Source organism: Microcoleus sp. T3_D1, from assembly GCF_036700405.1.
Taxonomy (GTDB): domain Bacteria; phylum Cyanobacteriota; class Cyanobacteriia; order Cyanobacteriales; family Microcoleaceae; genus Microcoleus.
In genome coordinates this window covers 30641-52681 of the sequence record NZ_JAUBOV010000052.1, presented here as the reverse complement: position 1 = coordinate 52681, position 22041 = coordinate 30641, and the positions used below count along the sequence as shown (strand labels likewise).

The 22041-nt window shown below is 46.3% G+C and carries 11 protein-coding genes; 10 read left to right on the top strand and 1 reads right to left on the bottom strand.

The annotated features are described in order from the left end of the window. Window positions 1-51 precede the first annotated feature (51 nt). Together QT992_RS22005 and QT992_RS22000 are read left to right on the top strand one after the other, a co-directional pair. Window positions 52-2304, top strand: a complete 2253-nt coding sequence (locus QT992_RS22005) for a phosphodiester glycosidase family protein (RefSeq protein ID WP_445305802.1) — start codon at window positions 52-54, stop codon at window positions 2302-2304. Window positions 2305-2489: 185 nt separating this feature from the next. Beyond that, window positions 2490-2699, top strand: a complete 210-nt coding sequence (locus QT992_RS22000) for a hypothetical protein (protein WP_333340228.1) — start codon at window positions 2490-2492, stop codon at window positions 2697-2699. Between the two features lie 69 nt (window positions 2700-2768). Here the strand turns inward: QT992_RS22000 and QT992_RS21995 are convergent, their stop codons facing one another. Beyond that, on the bottom strand, window positions 2769-3902 hold the full coding sequence (locus QT992_RS21995) for a succinylglutamate desuccinylase/aspartoacylase family protein (RefSeq protein ID WP_333340219.1): 1134 nt from the start codon (window positions 3900-3902) through the stop codon (window positions 2769-2771). 243 nt (window positions 3903-4145) lie between these two features. Between QT992_RS21995 and QT992_RS21990 the strand changes: the two genes are divergently transcribed. The 8 genes from QT992_RS21990 (at window position 4146) to QT992_RS21955 (ending at window position 21510) form a co-directional block, all read left to right on the top strand. Then, window positions 4146-6884 carry a DEAD/DEAH box helicase gene (locus tag QT992_RS21990; protein ID WP_333340216.1) on the top strand — a complete coding sequence of 913 codons (2739 nt, stop codon included), beginning with the start codon at window positions 4146-4148 and terminating at the stop codon, window positions 6882-6884. 517 nt (window positions 6885-7401) lie between these two features. Beyond that, entirely contained in the window at window positions 7402-10143 is a 2742-nt protein-coding gene (locus tag QT992_RS21985; protein WP_445305373.1) for a family 10 glycosylhydrolase, read from the top strand. 506 nt (window positions 10144-10649) lie between these two features. Then, the gene (locus QT992_RS21980; protein WP_333340210.1) at window positions 10650-14594 is read left to right on the top strand and encodes a PAS domain S-box protein; all 3945 of its coding nucleotides are present in this window, start codon (window positions 10650-10652) and stop codon (window positions 14592-14594) included. Between the two features lie 7 nt (window positions 14595-14601). After that, window positions 14602-16026, top strand: a complete 1425-nt coding sequence (locus QT992_RS21975; RefSeq protein ID WP_333340206.1) for a response regulator — start codon at window positions 14602-14604, stop codon at window positions 16024-16026. Window positions 16027-16333: 307 nt separating this feature from the next. After that, window positions 16334-16726, top strand: coding sequence for a response regulator (locus QT992_RS21970; protein ID WP_333318159.1), 393 nt, complete (start codon window positions 16334-16336; stop codon window positions 16724-16726). Beyond that, entirely contained in the window at window positions 16723-19293 is a 2571-nt protein-coding gene (locus QT992_RS21965; RefSeq protein ID WP_333318161.1) for a response regulator, read from the top strand. The genes QT992_RS21970 and QT992_RS21965 overlap by 4 nt, the downstream gene beginning before the upstream one ends. Further along, complete coding sequence (locus QT992_RS21960) at window positions 19268-20926, top strand: adenylate/guanylate cyclase domain-containing protein (protein ID WP_333377717.1); 1659 nt, start codon at window positions 19268-19270, stop codon at window positions 20924-20926. The genes QT992_RS21965 and QT992_RS21960 overlap by 26 nt, the downstream gene beginning before the upstream one ends. Before the next feature lie 68 nt (window positions 20927-20994). After that, window positions 20995-21510: a DUF1499 domain-containing protein gene (locus tag QT992_RS21955; protein WP_333377714.1), complete on the top strand. Its 516-nt coding sequence runs from the start codon at window positions 20995-20997 to the stop codon at window positions 21508-21510. The last annotated feature ends 531 nt before the right edge of the window (window positions 21511-22041 follow it).

Genomic DNA, 22041 nt, shown 5'->3' with positions numbered 1-22041 from the left:
GGGCAAGATGCCCGTTCCACAAAGAGTGAATTTTCTTGTGGAACAGGCATCTTGCCTGTTGCTAAACAAGTAATTGAAAATGGTGCAACATCTCAGTTAAAACTTGCATCTTGCACCATTCTCAAGAACGGGCAAGATGCCCGTTCCACAAAGAGTGAATTTTCTTGTGGAACAGGCATCTTGCCTGTTGCTAAACAAGTAATTGAGAATGGTGCAACATCTCAGTTAAAACTTGCATCTTGCACCATTCTCAAGAACGGGCAAGATGCCCGTTCCACAAAGAGTGAATTTTCTTGTGGAACAGGCATCTTGCCTGTTGCTAAACAAGTAATTGAAAATGGTGCAACATCTCAGTTGAAACCGACTGAAATATTGCCAGATAGTCCTCTTGAGAGGACTTCAGCTATGAGACAGGGAATTCATTCCCTGTCGGACTATAAGTTTTTGACTCAATCCCTACCGCCAGATTCCAGAATCAAACAAGGCCGCCAAGTGTCTCTAAACGGCCGCATTCTCCCCCTAAGTTGGACTCAGCAGCCGGCAAACAGCACTTCTGGGAATTTCCGAACTTGGATTGCTGACGTTGGATTGATGCAAAGTGCGGGAGTGGATTTGCTTAGCAGCGCCGACAGTGCCAAACAACCGGTGCAGTGGTTTTCGGTATCTTTAACCGGCGCTCAAAGTTTAGCAGCGCGGGCAACAGGCCCGTATCGTTACTTAGATGTTACCGATTTTGCTAGACTTGCGGGCTGGGAGATATCTGCTGATGGGAATATTCTAAAAATTACTTCTCAAACTGCAAGTGTTACCGGAATTCGGCAAGCAGAAATAGAATCGGGCGATCGCATTGTAGTAGATCTCGATCGCCCCGCCCCTTGGCAAGTCAACTTTGTCAATAAACCAATCCCGTCGCCGACACCCACACCCAACCCCCCCGACGACCCCACAAAGCCCGCTATCCCACTGCAAAACCTCCGCGCAGCGCCAAACCTCGAAACACCAGACGACCCGACCAAACCCGCCCTCCCGCTGCAAATAACGCCCGCAGCGCCGATCGCCGGTCAAGAATGGTCGATCGCGATCGATACCAAAGTCGCACCCGCCGTAATTCAGCAGACTTTCTCAACCAGCAAACAATTGCTATCACTAAAAGTCGAACCTGACGGCGTTCAAACCAAAGTCAAAGTGACGATTCCTTTAGGTTGGCGGCCGCAAGTTTTTAGCCTGGGAAATCCCAATCGATTAGTTATCGACATTCGGCCAGATTCGTTAGTAGAAAAAAACATTGTTTGGGCTCCCGGCGTGCAGTGGCGGCAGCAGTATCAGAATTTAGGAACAGCTCGTTTTCCGGTAGTTTGGTTAGAAGTTAATCCGCGTCAAGCTGGTGTAAAAATTCGACCAATTCTCAGCAATCCGCCGGCAGATCGAGGCACTGCACCTTTATTGCAAACAGCAGAAGTGTCGGGTGCGGCTGCGGCGATTAATGCAGGGTTTTTCAATCGAATTAATCGCTTAGCTTTAGGGGCTATTCGGCGTGACAATAAATGGCTTTCCGGGCCGATATTGAACCGGGGCGCGATCGCCTGGAACGATCGGGGAGAATTTGCGATCGATCGTTTAACTTTGCAAGAAACTTTGATTACCCCTGCAAATCAATCTTTGCCCGTTTCTCATCTCAATAGTGCCTACGTGCAACCGGGAATCGCCCGCTACAATTCTGATTGGGGAACAACTTATACTCCGTTGTCTGGCAATGAAATAGTTGTGACAGTTGCGGGCGATAGAGTTGTCAGCCAATCCCCCGGAGGTGCGCCGGGAACAACAACTTTTCCCATTCCAGCTAACGGTTATATTTTGGCTTTGCGTGCCGATTTGTTCCCGGCATCTGAACTTTCTATCGGCACTTTATTGCGTTTGGAAACTAACACTTTTCCTGCTGATTTCAACCGTTTTCCTTACATTCTCGGCGGCGGGCCGGTGTTGGTACAAAACAGTCAAGTTGTGCTGGATGCTAAGGCGGAAGGGTTTAGCGATGCGTTTGTTAGACAGACAGCAATTAGAAGTGCGATCGGGCGAAATGCTGCGGGGAATTTGCTGATTGTAGCCGTGCACAATCGCGCGGGCGGGGCGGGGCCAAATTTCGCAGAACTGGCGCAGATATTGCAGCAAATGGGTGCTGTGGATGCTTTAAATTTGGATGGGGGAAGTTCGACGAGTTTGTATTTGGGAGGTAGTTTGCTCGATCGACCTCCGTCAACGGCGGCGAGAGTTCATAATGCGATCGGTATTTTCATTCAACCATAAACCGTCACCTTAAATTGTAGGGTGCGTCAGCGCCCGTTATCTTCGGAAAAATTGAGAATCTCCGCACCGGGGCACCTTGCAAACTCTTGTGCCCCCTTATTAAGGGGGGGAGTAAGAGTTAGCCCTTTGCTAAGGGGGGAGTAAAAGTTTCTATAATCCCAAATAGAGTGGCTTGTTTGTATGTGATGATAACGGGATATTCCCCGCGCAATTGGCCGGATCAAGACCCGTTTTTGGCGGTTTTGCAAAATGATGCGGTTCCTGTGCCCGATCGCACTTCTGCGATTCCTCAACCGCTAGCCACCGCTATCGATCGCGCTTTAATTGACAATCCTGATATTTATTATAAAAGTGCAGCGGAATTTAAACAAGCCCTATTCAATAGTATATCGTAATTTATGGTTCGACTACTAATAGGTTTTCAGAAACCCGCTTTCTTGAAGAAACCGAGTTTCTTGGTATTCTCAATCTGCCATCACAGACAACACATACTCTCCTTGATTTACTGACTGATTTGTCGAGACATCAAAAATGAAAACATCCGACTCAGCACAAACATCAACCAAACTCGGAAATTCCCCATTCTTATTAAAGCTGAGAATTTGATAAAGCCGATAGCCCTTTTTGACATAACTCCCCAATTGCACTCGATTTTGAATCATCCCGCCCGCCGGCGCGTAGTATTTGAACACTGAATTCTTGGGGGTGAAAATAACTTGATGATTCGCAGTTTCCGGTAGAGGAAATCCATCTATTTTCAATAAACCCTTACTTGCTAAGTAATTTTTGATGCCCCGCAAGCCATTCGCCACCGACTGGGGATTCATTTCCATCCCCGAACCTAATTCTAAAGTCCAAGCTTCCACGTCAAATTCGATCGCACTTCCCAACTCTGCTAAAATCTTCTCCAAAGCCAGCCAAGGCTTGAGAAACGCCTCGTCAAAAGCATCGCCGTCGTACTCGTTCATCAAGATAGCCCGATCGAGCAAAAAAGCTTTCGCACTCTCCTCGCGGGAATTAAAACAGTAAAGGTAATCTAAACTTTGATTCGTAGAACTGTGCAAGTCCAGCACATAGTCAGCATCCAAACACAAAGATTGTAGCTGATATCGGTAAAGTTCGCTGTAGGGGCGACAACTAGGATCGTTAATTTTTGCCAACTCTTTGGCAAAACTCAAAGCAATCGCTTTTCTGTAATTAACTTTGACAGTATCGGCATCGAGATGGATGTGAGACTTAGCAAAACCAAGAATATCTTCCCCTTGTTTTTCAAAATCCCAGAAAATCCGGTTCCAATTTACCCCATCATAAAGATTGTAGCGACCAGGGGAAAAATGGTGCGATCGCTGACTCACACCCACAGGATTGCAAACAGGAACTAGCCAAATTTGCCCGATTAACTGACTGCTGTCCAAAGACATTAAAAACTCAATTAATTGGTAAATCACAGCATTACCGCTAATCTCAGCGCCGTGGAGGTTAGATTGGAGATAAGCTTTTTTGCCGGGAATCGCACCTTGGAACTGATAGACTTGCAGTGAAAGCCGATCGCCCGAAGCAAGCTGCACCACAGGAATAGTCGAAATAACAGGAATCATAGAAGGAAACTTGGGGAATTGGGCATGGGGCATGGGGCATGGGGCATGGGGCATGGGGCATGGGGCATTGGTAACTGGTAATTGTTACTAATGACTAATGACTAATGACTAATGACTAATGACTAATGACTAATGACTTCATAGCCGATTTGCGGGCGTTGGTCTAAAATCAATACAGTCCTCTGCTGACTTGCTTTCAGCAAGATTTAAGCATACTTACCCTGCAACCTTATAATAATCCTTGTGCCAGACACTGCCCAGAACCGCCCAGAGCTGGATCTGAAGACCATATTTCCCTTCGAGCTAGATAACTTTCAGAGAGAGGCGATCGCCGCCCTCGATGCAGGTAAATCCGTTGTCGTGTGCGCTCCCACAGGCTCCGGGAAAACGTTAATCGGGGAATACGCCATCCATCAAGCACTCGACCGGGGGCGGCGCGTCTTCTATACCACTCCCCTCAAAGCTTTGTCTAACCAAAAGCTGCGCGACTTCCGCAATCAATTTGGAGACGACAACGTAGGTTTGCTCACGGGCGACATCTCCGTCAATCGAGATGCGCCGATTTTGGTGATGACTACCGAAATATTTCGGAATATGCTCTACGGTACGCCGATCGGAGAAGTCGGTACTTCCCTCACCGGAGTCGAAACCGTGGTGCTCGACGAGTGTCACTACATGAACGATCGCCAGCGCGGTACCGTCTGGGAAGAATCGATCATCTACTGTTCGAGCGAAATTCAACTGCTCGCCCTCTCAGCAACCGTTGCCAATAGCGACCAACTCACAGACTGGATTAACAAAGTCCACGGGCCCACAGAGCTCGTCTACTCAGACTTTCGGCCAGTACCGCTGCAATTCCACTTCGCCAACCAAAAAGGGATATTTCCCCTGCTAGACGACACCGGCAAAAGAGCCAATGTCCGGTTAGTCCCCAAAAAGAAGGGGCAAAAAGTAGAAAGAGGCAGCATCCCCACTCCGAGTTTGACCGATGTTTTGGCCCGGTTGGACGATCGAGATATGCTACCAGCAATTTACTTCATCTTCAGCCGTCGGGGGTGCGACCAAGCAGTCGCAGAAGTCGGCAATTTCTCCCTAGTTAACGAAGCCGAAACAGCCGAACTCAAACGCATCATTGACGATTTTTTACAGCGAAACCCAGAAGCAGAACGCTTCGGTCAAAAAGAAGCACTTTTAAAAGGCATAGCCGCCCACCACGCAGGCATTTTGCCCGCTTGGAAAGGTTTAGTAGAAGAACTTTTTGGCAGAGGTTTGATAAAAGTCGTATTTGCCACCGAAACCCTAGCAGCCGGGATTAATATGCCCGCCCGCACCACAGTTATTTCCACCCTGTCCAAGCGCACCGACAAGGGACACCGACTGCTAAACGCTTCAGAATTCCTGCAAATGGCCGGTCGGGCGGGTCGGCGGGGCATGGACAAGCTGGGGCACGTGGTCGCAGTTCAGACGCGCTTTGAAGGCGCAAAAGAAGCCTCGTATTTGGCAACAGCCAAAGCCGACCCCCTCGCCAGTCAGTTTACGCCCAGCTACGGCATGGTGCTGAATTTGCTGCAAACACACACTCTCGACGAAGCTCAAGAGTTGGTAGAGCGGAGTTTTGGTCAATACCTTTCTACCTTGTACTTGCAGCCGCAGCAAGAAGAATTAGACCGATTGCAAGCAGAATTGGCGGTGCTTGAACAGTCCCTGGCGGCGGGAGGAAATGTCTCCACCCTGGAAAAAGAGCTCGCCCATTACGAAAAATTGCAGGCAAGACTCAAAGAAGATAAACGTTTGCTCAAAATTCTCTTGCAGCAAGCTGAAGAAGCCAGATTTAAGGAGATGTCCGTAGCTGTGGCTTTTGCAGTGCTTGGCACGGTTCTGAGTCTCAAAGGTAAGCACGTTCCGACAGCTAAACGATCGCACACAAATCCTGTACCCGCCGTATTGGTTGCCAAAATCCCAGGTTCCGGCCAAGCACCAAATTTGGTGTGCTTGGGCAAAGATAACCGCTGGTATGTCGTCGCCATTAGCGATGTCGCTACCCTGCACGCCGAATTACCCCGCTTGACCGTTGCAGATACCTTGAACCCGCCCTCGGAAATGCCCCTGAGACTCGGCCAGTGCCGCTTGGCAAATGAAGAAACTGCTTCAATTGCTGCATCGATCCCAGAATTGCCGACACCGGAACCGAGCCCAGAGGCGATCGAGCAACAGCGGAAAATCGCAGCCGTAGAAGCTAAGCTAGAAATTCACCCGGTTCTAGAATGGGGCAATCCCGGTACTTTGCTCAAACGCCAGCGCCGCCGGGAAGAATTGAAAAAAGAAATCCGCAAAAGCGAACAAGAGTTAGAAAAGCAGCGAGCTCGCTACTGGGAGCAATTTCTCAACTTAATCGACATCTTGCTGAATTTTGGCTGCTTGGAAAGAGTAGTTTCGGCAACGGGAAACCGAGATGACTCCTCCGACAGGTTGGTGCCCACAGTCTTGGGCCAAGCTTGCGCCGCCATTCGCGGCGATAACGAACTGTGGCTGGGTTTGTCCCTGATGTCTGCAGAGTTTGACGAACTCGATCCCCACCACCTCGCTGCAGCTTGTGCGGCCTTAGTTACAGAAGTTTCCAGGCCGGACAGTTGGACTCATTACTCGCTGTCGCCGGAAGTTTTGGCACCTTTGGACAATCTGCAAAAAGGCCTGCGACGGCGGTTGTTTCAAGTTCAGTACCGTCACGAAGCTGCAATCCCGATTTGGCTGGAACGGGATTTAGTGACTTTGGTTGAACAGTGGGCTCTGGGTGTTGAATGGCTGGAACTGATTAGCCATACGAGTTTGGATGAAGGGGATGTGGTGCGGATTTTGCGCCGGACTTTGGATTTCTTGTCTCAAATTCCTCATGTTCCTCATGTTTCGGATGCTTTGCGGAGGAATGCTTGTCGGGCGATGCAGTTAATCGATCGATTCCCCGTGAATGAAGCTGCAACTTAGAAAATTGTTGACAGTTGACTCTTGACACTTGACAGTTGGCTGTTGACAGTTGGCTGTTGGCATTAGGGTCAAGTTAAGCCTGAAACCATGTCTAAATCAGGGTTGTAGCCGAGTCTAGATCCCCCTAAATCCCCCTGATTGTTGGGGAGTAGGGGTTGACTTTGAGCAGACTCCTGTCCCCCCCTCCGGCGGGGGGTTAGGGGGGATCTAGACTTCGCTACAAACAAGAGAGACGGTCGGTTTAACGTGTTTGTTGACACCAACGGGCTGTCAACTGTCCCGCATCTAAATTGTATTTTTGGTTTTTCAAGCAAATGCACCCACATTTTAATCGAAAATCTAAAATCCAAAATCTAAAATGGATCGATCGCACTTTTTCCTGATTCAGGTTGCAGAACAGGATAGAAAATTGTATGGTGCGGATCGATCGCTCTTAATTGTTATTAAATTTTTCTCTGCTTCGGTGTGGTGAGTAATTCTCATATTTATGATGCAACAAATCAAAAATCCAGATCAAATGCCTGATGCCTGCTCCCAGGCTAAAAAAAATCGCTTTTTCACTTTCTTGCAAAGAGTCTTAATTGGAACTCTAGCGAGTACATTACTCAATCTCTTCATCCTATTTCCCTCTCCGAGTTTCGCAGAAGTAGTTCTGGGCGTTGTTCGCAGTTCCGAGAATTCTCCCGACTGGGTAAAGATTACCACGCGCCTCTGGGAAAGCGGCATTGCTTACAAACCAATCAATCTCGAAGAAATCAAAAGTACGGCGGATTTAACAGGCGTTAACGTGCTGTTTTTGCCCAATATTGAAACTTTGAGTCCGGCACAAATTAAAGTTTTAGAAGCTTGGGCCTCCCAGGGCGGCCGCTTGATTGCTTCGGGCCCTGTCGGCCGCAGTTCCCCGGCTTTGGTGCGCCAATCTTTGCGATCGCTCCTTGGGGCCTATTGGGCTTTTCCGTTAACCCAGCCGGCGACGCCGCAACCGCGCAGCCGCTGTCGGGATCTGGCTTGCACTACTTCTAGCAGTTGGATGCCACCCGAACAAAAAAATGCCTCAGTCCAAGGCGGTGTCTTGATTCCGGCTGATGCAAACAGTCAAACTATTGCTACTTGGAAAGATAGTTCCGGTTCCTCCGCAGCCATCGCCACGGATCGCGCTACATATCTCGGCTGGCGCTGGGGTAGCAACGGTTCGGCAAATGTAGATAAGGCTTGGCTGCAAGCCTCGATCGCCCGCTGGGGAGGCACAATCGCTTCGCAGCCTGTAGCGCCGCCCACTGGTGCCGCGCTCCCACTGCCAACTCCCCCCTCAAGAGTCACTAGAAACAGCCCTAGTTTGCCGCGTAGTACCCCGCTGAGCCGACTTTCTCCCTCTGGTTCCCTTCCCGATCCAGTTCCTGCAACTTTTACAGACCCTTCCGATCAGGCGGCGCCGGCGGGTTTGGACGTGCAGCCAAATTCCAATAAGCCGATCGTCAGCATTGAAGCGTACTTGATGCGCCAAGAACTCACCAACCTCCTCGGCCGGTTTGAAAGCGCCCTGACAGCATCTAATTCAGCCAATACCGCCATCAATCTCAATGCTGCGACCTCCCCTCAACTGGTGGCGGCAGAACAGGGCGGAGGCGGCCCTGCAGCCAGCCGCCCCCCTGTTCTGCAAGCGATCCGGGTACGGGCGATCGCCCAAGCGCGGCAGGTTTTGCAAACTTTCGACCAACTCCTGCAAGAGCAAAACTACGCGGAGGCGAGATCGCAGTGGGTGGAAGCGCGGCAGTTGCTGTGGGAAAATTACCCGAAGGAAGGACAGCGCGTTGGGGCGGAAATTCGGGCGGTTTGGCTCGATCGGGGGACGATCGTCGCAGCACGATCTGAACAGGGTTTGGCGGCAGTGTTCGATCGGCTCGCCGCCGCCGGTATCAATACTGTTTTCTTTGAAACTTTGAATGCCGGATATCCCATATATCCCAGTCAAGTTGCACTGCAACAAAATCCCCTGACTGTTGGCTGGGACCCGCTGGCATCGGCGGTTAAATTAGCTCGCGAGCGAGGCATGGAACTGCACGCTTGGGTTTGGGTTTTTGCCACAGGAAATAAGCGCCACAATACTTTAATTGGCAAGCCTAGTTCTTATCCCGGCCCGGTGCTTTCCGCTTATCCAGATTGGGCAAATATTGACAATAAAGGACGCCGGCAAAATCCTAACGATGGTAAATCTTATCTCGATCCGGCGAACCCGGAAGCGCGTAATTATTTGCTGCGAATTGTCAGCGAAATTGCCAATAACTACCAAGTGGATGGGGTGCAATTAGACTATATTCGCTATCCTTTTCAAGATGATAATGCGAATTTTACTTACGGTTACGGTATTGCGGCGCGGCAGCAATTTAAGCAGTTGACTGGTGCAGATCCGGTGAATATTTCCCCCAGGGACGGCAGTTTGTGGCGGCAGTGGGTGGAGTTTAAAACTAATCAAATTAATAGTTTTGTAGCTGAAGTTTCTCAGCTTTTGCGGCAGAATTATCCGCGCACAATTCTGTCGGTGGCGGTGTTTCCTCACCCGGAAAGTCAGCGGATTTACAAAATTCAGCAAAATTGGGAAGTTTGGGCTCGTCAGGGCATTGTAGATTTGATTGTGCCGATGACTTATGCTTTGGATACTAACCGACTTCAGCGCATCACCGAACCGCTGGTAAAGGAACAAATTCTGGGTTCGGCTTTGATTTCTCCGTCGGTTAAGTTGTTGACTCTCCCGGAAGTTGTGGCGATCGACCAAATTCAAGCTTTGCGCGATTTGCCGACTGGGGGCTATGCTATTTTTGCGGTGGAAAGTATCAGCAGCGGGATGCAGGGCTTTTTTAACCGCACTCAAGGCACCCCAGTGCGTTCCACTTCTGCTGCAGAGCCGATTCCTTACCGACAGCCGTTTGCGGCGGCGGCTTCGCGGTATACTGCTCTCAAGCAGGAATGGAGTTTTTTGTTGGCTAACAATCAGTTGCGGGTGTCGGAATCTGAACTGAAAGTTTTGCAAAGTCGAGCCGATGAATTGGCGCAAGCTTTGAGCAAGTTGGCGGCAAATCCTTCTAGAGAAAGTTTAGCAACTGCTAAAAGATTGTTGGGGAGTTTTCAATCTCAATTTCAATCTTCGATGCGCTTGCATTCTGCCGAAAATAGCTATCAAGTGCAAACTTGGCAAAATCGTTTGGAGAGTTTGGATATGCTTTTACGTTACGGCGAAAGGATGGAGTTGAATCGCAGGTAAATACAGATTTTTCGGGTGTGTGCTGCTGTGGATAGTGCGATCGTGCTAACATTTGGGCGATCGTACTCTAATTAAGTTAGTCCGCGCTCCACGGGTAATCCTCACCTTGGTTTTTTCACAGCAATACTTCGTTCGATCCCGCAGATGCAGTAGAAAACCCGGTGTTTGAGCCAAGCAGAAACCCGCTGTCTTGGGTCGGAGTGCGATCGCGAACTTTAAGTTTGTAAGTAGGTCATCGCAACACAACGATAGTATCTTATCAGGGAGGGTTGAGTTAAGATCCGCGATCGAAGCGAGTAGATGAGTCCTCTCACCCGCCCGAACCATGTCATGTTTATTTGCACCTACTTAGTAAGGGCGGAAGTCCTCAAAACTCTTAAAGGTCGAGCTCAAACAATTTGATAGTGAGTGATTAACCGGATTTGATATTACTCGCTCGTCTCTCGCTCCAAGAGTTTAACATCTACTAATTTCAACGGCCAATTTAAATTACTTTTACGATGAATATGTTTCCTAAACCCCTCAATCGTTTGGCTACAAAAATTATCGGCAAAGTTCCTTTACAAACGGTGCTCGTGATTCCTTTTTTAGTGCAAATTGTCGGCACGGTTGGAGTTGTAGGTTGGCTATCTTTCCAAAACGGTCAGCGGGCAGTCAACGATGTTGCCGCTCAGTTGCGAGAAGAAATTAGCGATCGCATCAAAGACCGCATGGAACATTATATGTCTATTCCCCACATTGTCAATCACCTGAACGTTCAAGGCATAAAACTGGGGCAGTTGAACCTAGAGGACAAGCAAAAACTCGAACATCATTTCCTCGAACAAATTCAATATTTTGATTCTATCAGCATCATTTACACAGGCAAAGAAAATGGAGAACACTCTGGAGCAATCCGCACTAAAGATGGGATTTTGATATCGGCTGCTGACCGCTCTACTGGCAATAAATTAGCTCGATATACTGCGGACTCACAGGGAAACCGCGTTCAATTAGTGCAAATTTCCCCCACTATTTACGACCCGCGAACTCGCCCTTGGTACATAGCTGCGGCTGCGGGCAAAAAACCTATTTGGACTCCAATTTATACAGATTTTTTGACTAGGGAACTGGCAATTACTGCTGCTTTGCCTATCTACGACAACGCTGGCAAATTGTTAGGAGTAGCTGGCAGCGATGTGCTGTTTTCCCGCATCAAAGAATTTCTGGTTAGCCTCAAAATTGGCAAATCAGGACAAACTTTTGTGATGGAGCGATCGGGGATGTTAATTGCTACTTCAACGTCGAGTCCAGAATTCGTGGTGGAAGGTAAAGAAACCAGACGCATTAAAGCTTCAGAAAGCGAGAATCCGGTAATTCGCCAAACTGCACAACATTTAGAGAAATCCTACGATAGCTTAGCTAAAATTAATAATTCTCAACAACTTACTTTTGATGTTGATGGCCAGCGAAATTTTATTCAGGTAGCTCCTTTTAAAGACGAGCGAGGGTTGGATTGGCTGATTGTAGTAGTTGTACCAGAGTCGGACTTTATGGAGCAAATTAACCTCAACACGCGCACGACTTTTTTACTGTCGCTTGCAGCATTGATGGGGGCGACAATCCTGGGGATTCTTACTGCTAAATGGGTAGTTCAGCCGATTTTAAGATTGAATGCGGCGGCGAAAGCTTTGGCGCGGAATGAATGGGATACAAAACTCACTCTGAATCGCGAAGATGAACTCGGAGAACTTGCCACTGCTTTTAACAGCATGGCCGAGCAATTGCAGCATTCATTTACTTCTCTCTCGGAAAGCGAAAACCGAGTAAAACAATTTTTCAATGCAGTACCGCTAGGGATTTTTATTGTAGAGTCCAACGGTCAACCTCACTACATTAATCCTACCGGAGAGCAACTTTTATCTCAAGGAATTGTACCAGCAGATTCCGAAAGTTTACGTCAATCCTACCGAGTTTATTTAGCTGGCACTCAGGAAATTTACCCGGCGGAACGCGACCCAATTTTAAATGCTTTGCAGGGTAAAAGTGTAACTGTTGATGACATTGAAATCTCCTCTACTGACAAAACTGTTCCCCTGCAAGTTTGGGGAACTCCTATTTATGACGCTCAAGGAAATATTATCTACGGGATGTGCGCTTTTCAAGATATTACAGAACGCAAACTAGCGGAGAAATTATTAAAGGAATACAACGACAATTTAGCAGTGCAAGTTGCAGAACGTACCGCCGATCTTGCCAAGGCTAAAGAAAAGTTTTCTAAAGCTTTTCGTTTAAGTCCTAATGCGATTACCCTGACTAGAATTAGCGATGGCCGCCACATAGAAGCCAATGAGAGCTTTTGTCGGATGATGGGGTACAGTCACGAAGAAATTATTGGAAAAACAGCGGTTGAGCTTAATTTTTGGGCGAGTTTGGGAGAGCGCGATCGCATGATTCAAATGTTAAAAAATAAGACGGCTATTCACAATTATGAGCTGAGGTTTCGCAATAAAAATGGTACAGAAAGAACGGCACTGCTGTCGATAGAAACCATCGATATTGACGGAGAAGCTTGTTTTTTGTCGATTTCTAGCGATATTACCGAGCGCCAAAAAGCAGAAACTGCCCTCCGGGAAGCAGAAGAAAAGTACCGCAACATTTATGAAAATGCTTTGAATGGAATTTTTCAAACTGCTATTGACGGGAAATATATCAGCGCTAACCCCGCTTTAGCTAACATCTACGGTTACGACTCGCCTGCCGATTTAATAGCAGCACAGCCGAATTTCCATAACCAGCTTTACGTGAACCCCAACCGCCGCGAAGAATTTGCAGCGCTGATGAACGAGTACGGGATACTATCAAACTTTGAATCGGAAATTTACCGCAAAGATGGCAGCATAATCTGGATTTCGGAAAATTGTCGCGCTGCCTGCGATGAAGCAGGAAATCTACTTTACTACGAAGGTTTTATTAAAGACATTACTGATAACAAACAAGCGGAAATCAAACTGCAGCAGGCGAAAGAAGCGGCCGAAGCAGCAAACAAAGCGAAGAGTACGTTTCTCGCCAATATGAGCCACGAATTGCGATCGCCCCTGAACGCGGTCATCGGCTTTGCTCAAGTGATGATCCGCAGTAAAACTCTGTCTCCTGAAAATCAAGAAGATGTTGCAATTATTTTGCGGAGTGGAGAACATTTACTGGCTTTAATTAACCAAGTTTTAGACTTGTCAAAAATCGAAGCGGGACGCACGACGATTAATGAAAAAAGCTTCAATTTGTACCAACTAATCGACGATTTAGAAGATATGTTTGCTCTAAAAGCTGAGCAAAAATGTTTGCAATTAATCTTCGACAGGGACGCAGAAGTTCCCCATTACATTTGTACTGATGAAGTTAAATTGCGGCAAGTATTAATTAATTTGCTCAATAATGCAATTAAATTTACTTCAGAAGGGGGAGTGTCGATGCAAGTCAAAGGAGGAAAACGGAATATACATAAAAACAGCACTGACCAATTGCCCGGCCGCTACTGGCTGCATTTTGAAGTTCAAGATACTGGTGCAGGCATTGCTGCTGAGGAAGTCCATCAGTTGTTTGAAGCATTCGTGCAGACTAAAACAGGTAAAGATTCTCAGGAAGGAACTGGTTTAGGTTTAGCTATTAGCCGCCAGTTCGTGCAATTAATGGGAGGTGAAATTACTGTTAGCAGCGAGCTCGGAAAGGGTGCAGTATTTCAGTTTGACATCCAAGTTCATCTGGTTGAAGCTAGTGATATTGAAAGCAAAAAAACTCAACGTCGAGTTGTTGCCCTGGAACCGAATCAGCCGAGTTATCGCTTGCTAATTGTGGACGACAAACCTTTGAACCGCCAACTGTTAGTAAAACTTCTCAGTCCCCTCGGATTTGAGTTGAGAGAAGCGAATAACGGTAAAGAAGCGGTTGATATTTTTAGGGAATGGGAACCGCATCTGATTTGGATGGACATGAGAATGCCTGTGATGGACGGCTATGAGGCAACGAAACAGATTAAAACTACAACTGGCGGGCAAGCAACGGCGATTGTGGCCCTAACTGCTAGCGTTTTGGAGGAAGAACGGGCGGTGATTCTTTCGGCGGGTTGCGATGATTTTATGCGGAAACCGTTCCGAGAGGAGGATATCTTTGTGGCAATGGGAAAACATTTAGGAGTACGCTATATTTATGAAGATCCAACCGCAGTAAGTGCAGCAGGTGTAGAGGAGTCAAGTCAGGAGGTGCTCACACCGGAGGCTTTCGCCTCTCTGTCTCCAGACTGGAGGGCCCAATTGAAGCAAAGTATTTTGAGTGTGGAGATGGAGGCGATCGCAACTTCGATCGCACAAATCGGCACTGTCCATCCCTCTCTTGCGGGCAAGCTTCAAGATTGCATTAATAATTTTGAATATGACAGAATTTTGGACATAATCGAGCTCAGCGAGAAACAGTAAATACCCGATGACTTCAACTTTACCTAAAACCAATCGAGCTAATATTTTAGTAGTGGACGATACGCCAGAAAACCTGCGGCTGCTGGCAGGAATTTTGAGCGAAAAAGGCTATCAAGTTCGCCCCGTACCCAATGGCAAGCTAGCATTGTCTGCGGCTCAAAAAATACCCCCGGATCTAGTGCTGCTGGATATTATGATGCCGGAAATGGACGGCTATCAAGTTTGTCAGCAACTCAAAGATTCTGAAATTACCCAAGACATTCCTGTAATTTTTATTAGTGCGATCAATGACGTGCTGGATAAAGTTAAAGCTTTTGCAGTTGGCGGAGTTGACTTTATTACTAAACCGTTTCAGGTTGAAGAAGTTTTAGCCCGGATAGAAACTCATTTAAAAATTTGTTCGCTGCAACAAACTTTGCAAGAAAAAAATCAAGATTTAGCAACGGCCCTGCACCAACTGCAAGCAACCCAAGAGCATTTGATTCAATCGGAAAAAATGGCAGCCCTGGGACAACTGATTGCCGGGATTGCCCACGAAATCAATACCCCCCTGGGCATTATAGGTTCCTCTATTAATAATATAGCTAATTTTTCTGACGAGTTTTTAGAAAAATTTCCTGAAATTTATCAACAACTTTCGGACGAAAGCAAAGCTTATTTTTTAGCTTTACTGTACAGAGCAACCCATCAAGAAATTTTATTCACAAGTCGAGAAAAACGCAAATTTAAGCAGCAGTTGACGGGAGATTTGATGGCAGAATCTGTTAAAAATTCGGAGGAAATTGCGGATACTTTAGTTGACATGGAAATCTACGAAAACATAGAAGACTTATTGCCGCTTTTTAAATCGCCGGATTGGGAAGTAGTTTTAAACAGTGCTTACCAGTTTGCGAGCTTTAAAAAAAGTATTAGCCTGATCCAAAGAGCGACAGCGAAGTCGGGGAAAGTAGTATTTGCCTTAAAAACCTACGCTCATTTTGATAGCCAACCCGAAAAAGTCCAGGCGAACTTGCACGAGGGCATTGAAACGGTGTTAACCCTTTATCAAAATCAACTGAAACACGGTATAGAAGTAGTGAAAAATTATGGAGATTTACCCCAAATTATGTGCTATCCCGATGACTTAAATCAAGTTTGGACGAATCTGGTTCATAATGCCCTGCAAGCAATGGATTATAAAGGTATTTTGACGATTGAAACTCAGCAGCAAGAGGCAAATATTTTCCTCAAGTTTACTGATAACGGCAAAGGTATTCCCTCAGAAGTTATTCCCAAAATTTTTCAGCCTTTTTTTACGACTAAATCGGCGGGCGAAGGTAGCGGTTTGGGATTGGATATTGTGAGAAAAATTGTGGAAAAACACCAAGGCACAATTGCTGTAGATTCTGTACCGGGCCAGACAACTTTTACAGTCTCGCTGCCAATTTATTAAACAAAACTTACCTGTAGGGGCTGATTTTCGGTGACACTCGTGACTGTCTCGCTGACAAATACAAAATTTATTACAAGAAACCGGGTTTATCTTCTGAAGTCCTATTAAAATAAGATAGGGGACAGATATCCTGCATCCTTGCCCGAAATCAATAACGTAAAAGGAAGTCATATCAATTCCGGTAACACTCATAGAGGATGGGGAGTGGGGGAATGTGGAATTGCGCCACCTTGACTTTATGATTCCCATCCAACCGGAAACGAGATTGTGTCGGTAAACATACTAACATTTAAGCAGAGAGGAAAAGATGAATAAGCCTGTAATTCTTTGCGTAGACGATGAACCAGATATCTTGAATACTCTCAAGATGCAGCTAAAAAATGAATTTAAAAATGATTACATTTATGAATTAGCTGAAAGTGGTGATGAAGCTTTAGATTTACTTGAGGATTTTCCCGAAGAAGCTCAGGTGATTGTGGTTGTTTCGGATTGGCAGATGCCGGGAATTAAAGGTGACGAATTTTTAATTAAACTTCACCAAAAATATCCTAAAATTATTAAGGTGATGTTGACGGGCCAAGCGGATGCAGCGGCAGTTCAGCGGGCAGTAGAAGAAGCAGATTTATACTGTTGTTTGTACAAACCCTGGGAAAGCAAAGAGTTAATAGACACTATAAAATCTGGGCTGGCTAAGTTATGAAAAAACCTGTGATTGTTTGTATTGATGATGAACCTGACGTTTTGAACAGTTTAAAGATTGAACTGAAAAAGGCGATCGGCGATCGGTGTATTATTGAAACCGCTGAAGGGGGGGCTGATGCTTTAGACTTGCTGGCCGATTTGCAGGCAGATGAATACGAGGTTGCTTTGGTGCTTTCCGATTATATCATGCCGGATATTAAAGGGGATGAACTGCTCAGAAGAATTCACGAAAGCTCGCCGGAAACCCTGACCATTATGCTAACGGGGCAAGCAGATTTGGAAGCTCTGAGCAATGCTATCAAGTATGCTAAATTGTACCGTTATATTCCTAAACCTTGGAAAAATGAAGACTTAAAATTAACTGTAGTTGAAGCAATTCACAGTTACTTGCAAGACCAAAAGTTAACAGATGAAATTCATAAGCGGCAAGAAGTAAATGAGGAGTTAAAGCTAGCAAATGCGGCGCTGTCTGCGAGTGAAAGCCGCCTGAGTCAATTTTTAGAAGCTTTGCCAGTGGGGGTATCTGTTTATCATCCCGATGGCTCGATCGCCTATTTCAACCAGGCAGCGCGGGATTTGCTGGGTGCAGACACTATCCCGGAAAGCACTGCGGAACAATTAGCTGCCACTTATCAACTTTATGTTGCCAATACTGATGAGCTTTACCCGCCGCATAATCTGCCAATCTTGCGTGCACTGAAAGGAGAATTTGTCAAGGTTGACGATGTAGAAATCCGTCAAGATAGCAAAAGAATTGCGATCGAGATCAATACCACGCCGATTTTTGACGCTAGCGGAAATATTGTTTATGCGATCGCAGCTTTTCAAGATATTAGCGATCGCAAACAAGCCGAAAAAATACTAGCAGATTACCACCACACCTTAGAAGCCCAAATTGACGAACGCACAGAACAACTGCAACAAGCCGCCTTAGCTGCTGAAGCAGCAAACAAAGCTAAAAGCACGTTTCTTGCCAATATGAGCCACGAGTTACGCACCCCTCTCAATTCTATACTCGGCTTTGCACAAATCATGGAACCCAGCCCGGATCTTACTGTCGAAAACCGAGAAAATATGAGAATTATTCGGCGTAGTGGCGAACACTTGCTGACGTTGATCAATGAAGTATTAGACTTGTCAAAAATCGAAGCGGGACGGATGACGATCAACCCAAAAAACTTCGACCTCTACCGCTTGCTTGACGATTTGCAAGATATGTTTCAACTGCGGGTAAACAATCAAGAATTGCAGTTGCGTTTCCAGCGCTATGCTGACGTTCCTCAGTACGTGCGAACCGATGATATTAAACTGCGGCAAGTGCTGATTAATCTTCTGAGTAATGCGATTAAGTTTACGCCAACAGGCGAAATCACCTTAAGAGTTATAAAGTTAGAAAGATCGGGATTTCTGGATTTATTGGATAGTCCCACAGCTTGCTTTGATACCACAAGAAGTATTCGGGATTTTTCGAGAACTAGCAGTGATGTTGCCAAGGTTGAATGGAGGGAGGAGGCTGAGGATTCAACTGTGCCAGATTTTTTCCTTCTATTTGAAATTGAAGATACAGGAGTTGGCATTGCTCCCGAAGAATTGGGCAATATTTTTAATGCTTTTGTGCAAACAGCTTCCGGTCAAAAAATTCAGAAAGGCACGGGTTTAGGATTGAAGATCAGCCGTCAATTTGTCCGCCTGATGGGAGGAGAAATTGTCGTAGAAAGTCAACTAGAACTCGGCACCACTTTTAAATTTGAAATTCCAGTCGGTGCGGTTTATGCTGCTGAGCTTCCAGATCCGCAACTGAACCGCGAAGTTACTGGGTTGGAACCCAATCAACCGTGCTACCGGATTTTAATTGTGGACGATCGCGAAGACAACCGCCAACTTTTAGTCAAAATGCTTTCTCCTTTAGGTTTCGGGCTGCAACAAGCCACCAACGGCCAGGAAGCAATAGAAATGTGGGAAAATTGGCATCCGCACTTAATTTTGATGGATGTGCGAATGCCAGTGATGGACGGCTACGAAGCTACTAAACAAATTAAGGCTAGAATCAAGCAGAGAGAGCAAGAGCAGCAAGGAAACGGGGAAATGAATATTTCCCATCCCGACTCCCCGATTCCGAAGATTATTGCTTTGACAGCTAGTACAATTGAAGGGAGGCAAGCGTTTGCTTTATTGGTCGGGTGCGACGATTTTATTAGCAAACCTTTCCGCAAAACAGATATATTTGATACCCTCACCAAACATTTGGGGGTGAAGTATCTCTACTCTAACTCAACCGACTCGATCTCAATAGGCGATCGAAATAATTTATCTGCCTCGCTCCCTAATGCTGCGCTTGCTTATTTACCTACACTGCCTGCAGAATGGATAGACAACATGAAGCAGGTAATCCTCAGTGCGGATTTTGACTTAATTGTCAGGACAATCGACGAAATAAGGGAGCCTCATCCTGAATTGGCGGAAATCCTCCAGGGTCACCTCCATAATTTTGATTACCAGAAAATTCTCAATTTAATTGCCGAGGCGGAGGCATCAGATAATGCAGATGAAGGCGGAACAAACTGAAAACTATCAAGCCGATATTTTAGTAGTTGACGATACGCCAGATAATCTGCGTTTGTTGATTAGAATTTTGCAAAAAAATGGCTATAAAGTTCGACCTGTTACTAATGGTTTTTCCGCGTTAGATGCGATTCAATCTAGTGCACCCGATTTAATTTTACTCGATATTATGATGCCGGATATTGACGGCTACGAACTCTGTCAACAACTGAAATCCGAACCGCACTTGAGGGAAATTCCCATCATTTTTCTCAGTGCGTTAGAAGAAGGAATAAATAAGGCAAAAGCTTTTGAAGTGGGCGGAGCAGATTATATCACAAAACCTTTTCAGGTGAAAGAAGTCTTGGCGCGAGTGAGCAATCAACTTACTGTGCGTTCATTGCAAATGCAATTGCAAGAAAAAAATCAAAAATTGACCGATCAAAATATCCAGTTGCACCAGGAAATCGCTGAACGCCACCAGGTAGAAATGGAAACAAGATTGCTGCTGCAGGCCACTCAAGCTATTAGCAAATCTGAGGATTTTGAGTCGGCTATAGATGTGATTTTAGGTTTAATTTGCAAAACTATTGAATGGAATCTGGGCGAAGCTTGGATTCCTTGCAGTGAGGGATTTTTAAAATGCGCTACAGGTAGGTACGTCAGTGACTTGAGTTTTGCCCAATTCCAACAAACAAGTTGGGAGTTGAGTTTTGCTCCCGGTGTGGGACTCCCGGGTAGGATTTGGCAGTCGCAGCAGCCTGAATGGATCGAGGATGTTTCTACTGCAGCGGAAAAAGTTTTTTTACGAGCGGAAATTGCGCTGAGTGTGGGATTGAAAGCGGCTTTTGGGGTGCCTATTGTGGCGGAAAACCAAGTGTTAGCTATTTTGATTTTTTATCGCGAAAAAGTTCTGAAATGTCAGCCGCGTTTGTTGGAATTAGTGAGCGCGGTTGCTACGCAGCTCGGTTCGCTTATTCAGCGCAAACAAGCTGAGGCCGCCCTGAAATTGCAGCAAGAGCAAACAGAGAAATTGCTGCTGAATATTTTACCGAAACCTATTGCAGAACGCTTGCAAAAAGAGCAAAAGTTGATAGCGGATCATTTTGATGAAGTGAGCGTCTTGTTTGCTGATTTGGTGGGTTTTACAGAGTTTTCGGCTCACCAAAGTCCGACGCAGTTGGTAGAAATTTTGAACGGGATTTTCTCGGAGTTCGATAGGTTGTCTGAATTGCACGGGTTGGAAAAGATTAAGACGATTGGGGATGCTTACATGGTGGTTGGGGGTTTGCCGACGCCGCGGGAGGATCACTCCTCGGCGATCGCACTTTTAGCTTTGGAGATGCAGGCAGCTTTGAGGAGGTTTAATGCCAAAATGGGAGAAAATTTTCAATTGCGACTCGGAATTCACAGCGGGTCGGTGGTGGCGGGAATTATTGGGATTAGTAAATTTAGCTATGATTTGTGGGGGGATACTGTTAATGTTGCTTCACGCATGGAGTCGAACGGATTGCCTGGTAAAATTCAAGTGACGGCGGCGACTTACGAGCGTTTGAAAGAGCAGTTTGTTTTGGAAGAACGGGGTCATATCCCGATTAAAGGTAAAGGAAGAATGCTGACTTACTGGTTAATTGAAGAAAAAAGTAAATATTTGTGATTTTTAGATGTCAATTTCAATTAATATTAAAATTAGATTTAATTTGCACTTTCAGGAGGGCTAATCCTTTGCAAACAGTTGAAACAAAATCGCCGACAGCATTGAAAAAAGTCCTGGTTATTTTAATATCACTGCTAGCAGTAGCGGTACTGTCGATCGCTACTTTTATCGCTATACCCGGAGAAAAAACCATGTTTGCTGGAAAAAGACCTGCCAATATCGGGATTGTGTCAGGAAAACTCGCAGCGTGTCCGAGTTCCCCCAACTGCGTCAGCAGCTTCAGTCAAGATGCCGAACACAAAATTGAGCCTTTGGCATACACTTCCTCCCAGAGTGAAGCGATGGCAAAGCTCAAAGGGGCGATCGACTCCTATGGAAAAACTAAAATTATCACGGCAACTGATAATTACCTCTATGCGGAGTTCACCAGTGCTTTGATGGGGTTTGTGGATGACGTTGAATTTTTGGTAGATGATGGAGCAAAAGTGATCCACGTGCGATCGGCTTCGCGTCTGGGAGAGTCAGATTTGGGAGTTAACCGCAGTCGGATAGAAGCTATCAGAACTCAATTCAATCAACTCTGAACTGAAAATTTCTAGCTTTCCCGAAGCCCCTCTCCTACACGGCTGTTTCATTATCCGTAGGGGCAAACCCCCCGTGGTTGCCCCGATATTTGAAACACCGATTCCCCACGTCCGTGGAGGGGGTAGGCACGGGGGCGCTACCCCTACAAAACCATGATTTCCCCACGTCCGTGGAGGGGGTAGGCACGGGGGCGCTACCCCTACAAAACCATGATTTCCCCACGTCCGTGGAGGGGGTAGGCACGGGGGCGCTACCCCTACAAAACCATGATTTCCGTGAGAATAAAACAGCCCTGCCCTCTCCTACAAGATGAGGGGCTTTGAGATTTGTGTACTACTATGTAATGTTGATTTGTCACTACCTAGTTAACAATTATTAACAGTAGGCACACCGCAACAGAAAAGGAGTATCCAGCAGGGGGAGTAGGACACGGCATTGCTGTGTCCCTACGGTTGGCTTTGAGTTTTAATACTTGTTATAAGATGGACGCTTGTAGAGTTTTACAATCTTTTAAATAGCTGAGCGCGCTA

Coding starts and splice junctions, on each gene's coding strand:
- QT992_RS22000 (WP_333340228.1), top strand. CDS start 2,490: ATGATAACGGGATATTCCCCGCGCAATTGGCCGGATCAAGACCCGTTT.
- QT992_RS21995 (WP_333340219.1), bottom strand. CDS start 3,902: ATGATTCCTGTTATTTCGACTATTCCTGTGGTGCAGCTTGCTTCGGGC.
- QT992_RS21985 (WP_445305373.1), top strand. CDS start 7,402: ATGCCTGATGCCTGCTCCCAGGCTAAAAAAAATCGCTTTTTCACTTTC.
- QT992_RS21980 (WP_333340210.1), top strand. CDS start 10,650: ATGTTTCCTAAACCCCTCAATCGTTTGGCTACAAAAATTATCGGCAAA.
- QT992_RS21975 (WP_333340206.1), top strand. CDS start 14,602: ATGACTTCAACTTTACCTAAAACCAATCGAGCTAATATTTTAGTAGTG.
- QT992_RS21970 (WP_333318159.1), top strand. CDS start 16,334: ATGAATAAGCCTGTAATTCTTTGCGTAGACGATGAACCAGATATCTTG.
- QT992_RS21965 (WP_333318161.1), top strand. CDS start 16,723: ATGAAAAAACCTGTGATTGTTTGTATTGATGATGAACCTGACGTTTTG.
- QT992_RS21960 (WP_333377717.1), top strand. CDS start 19,268: ATGCAGATGAAGGCGGAACAAACTGAAAACTATCAAGCCGATATTTTA.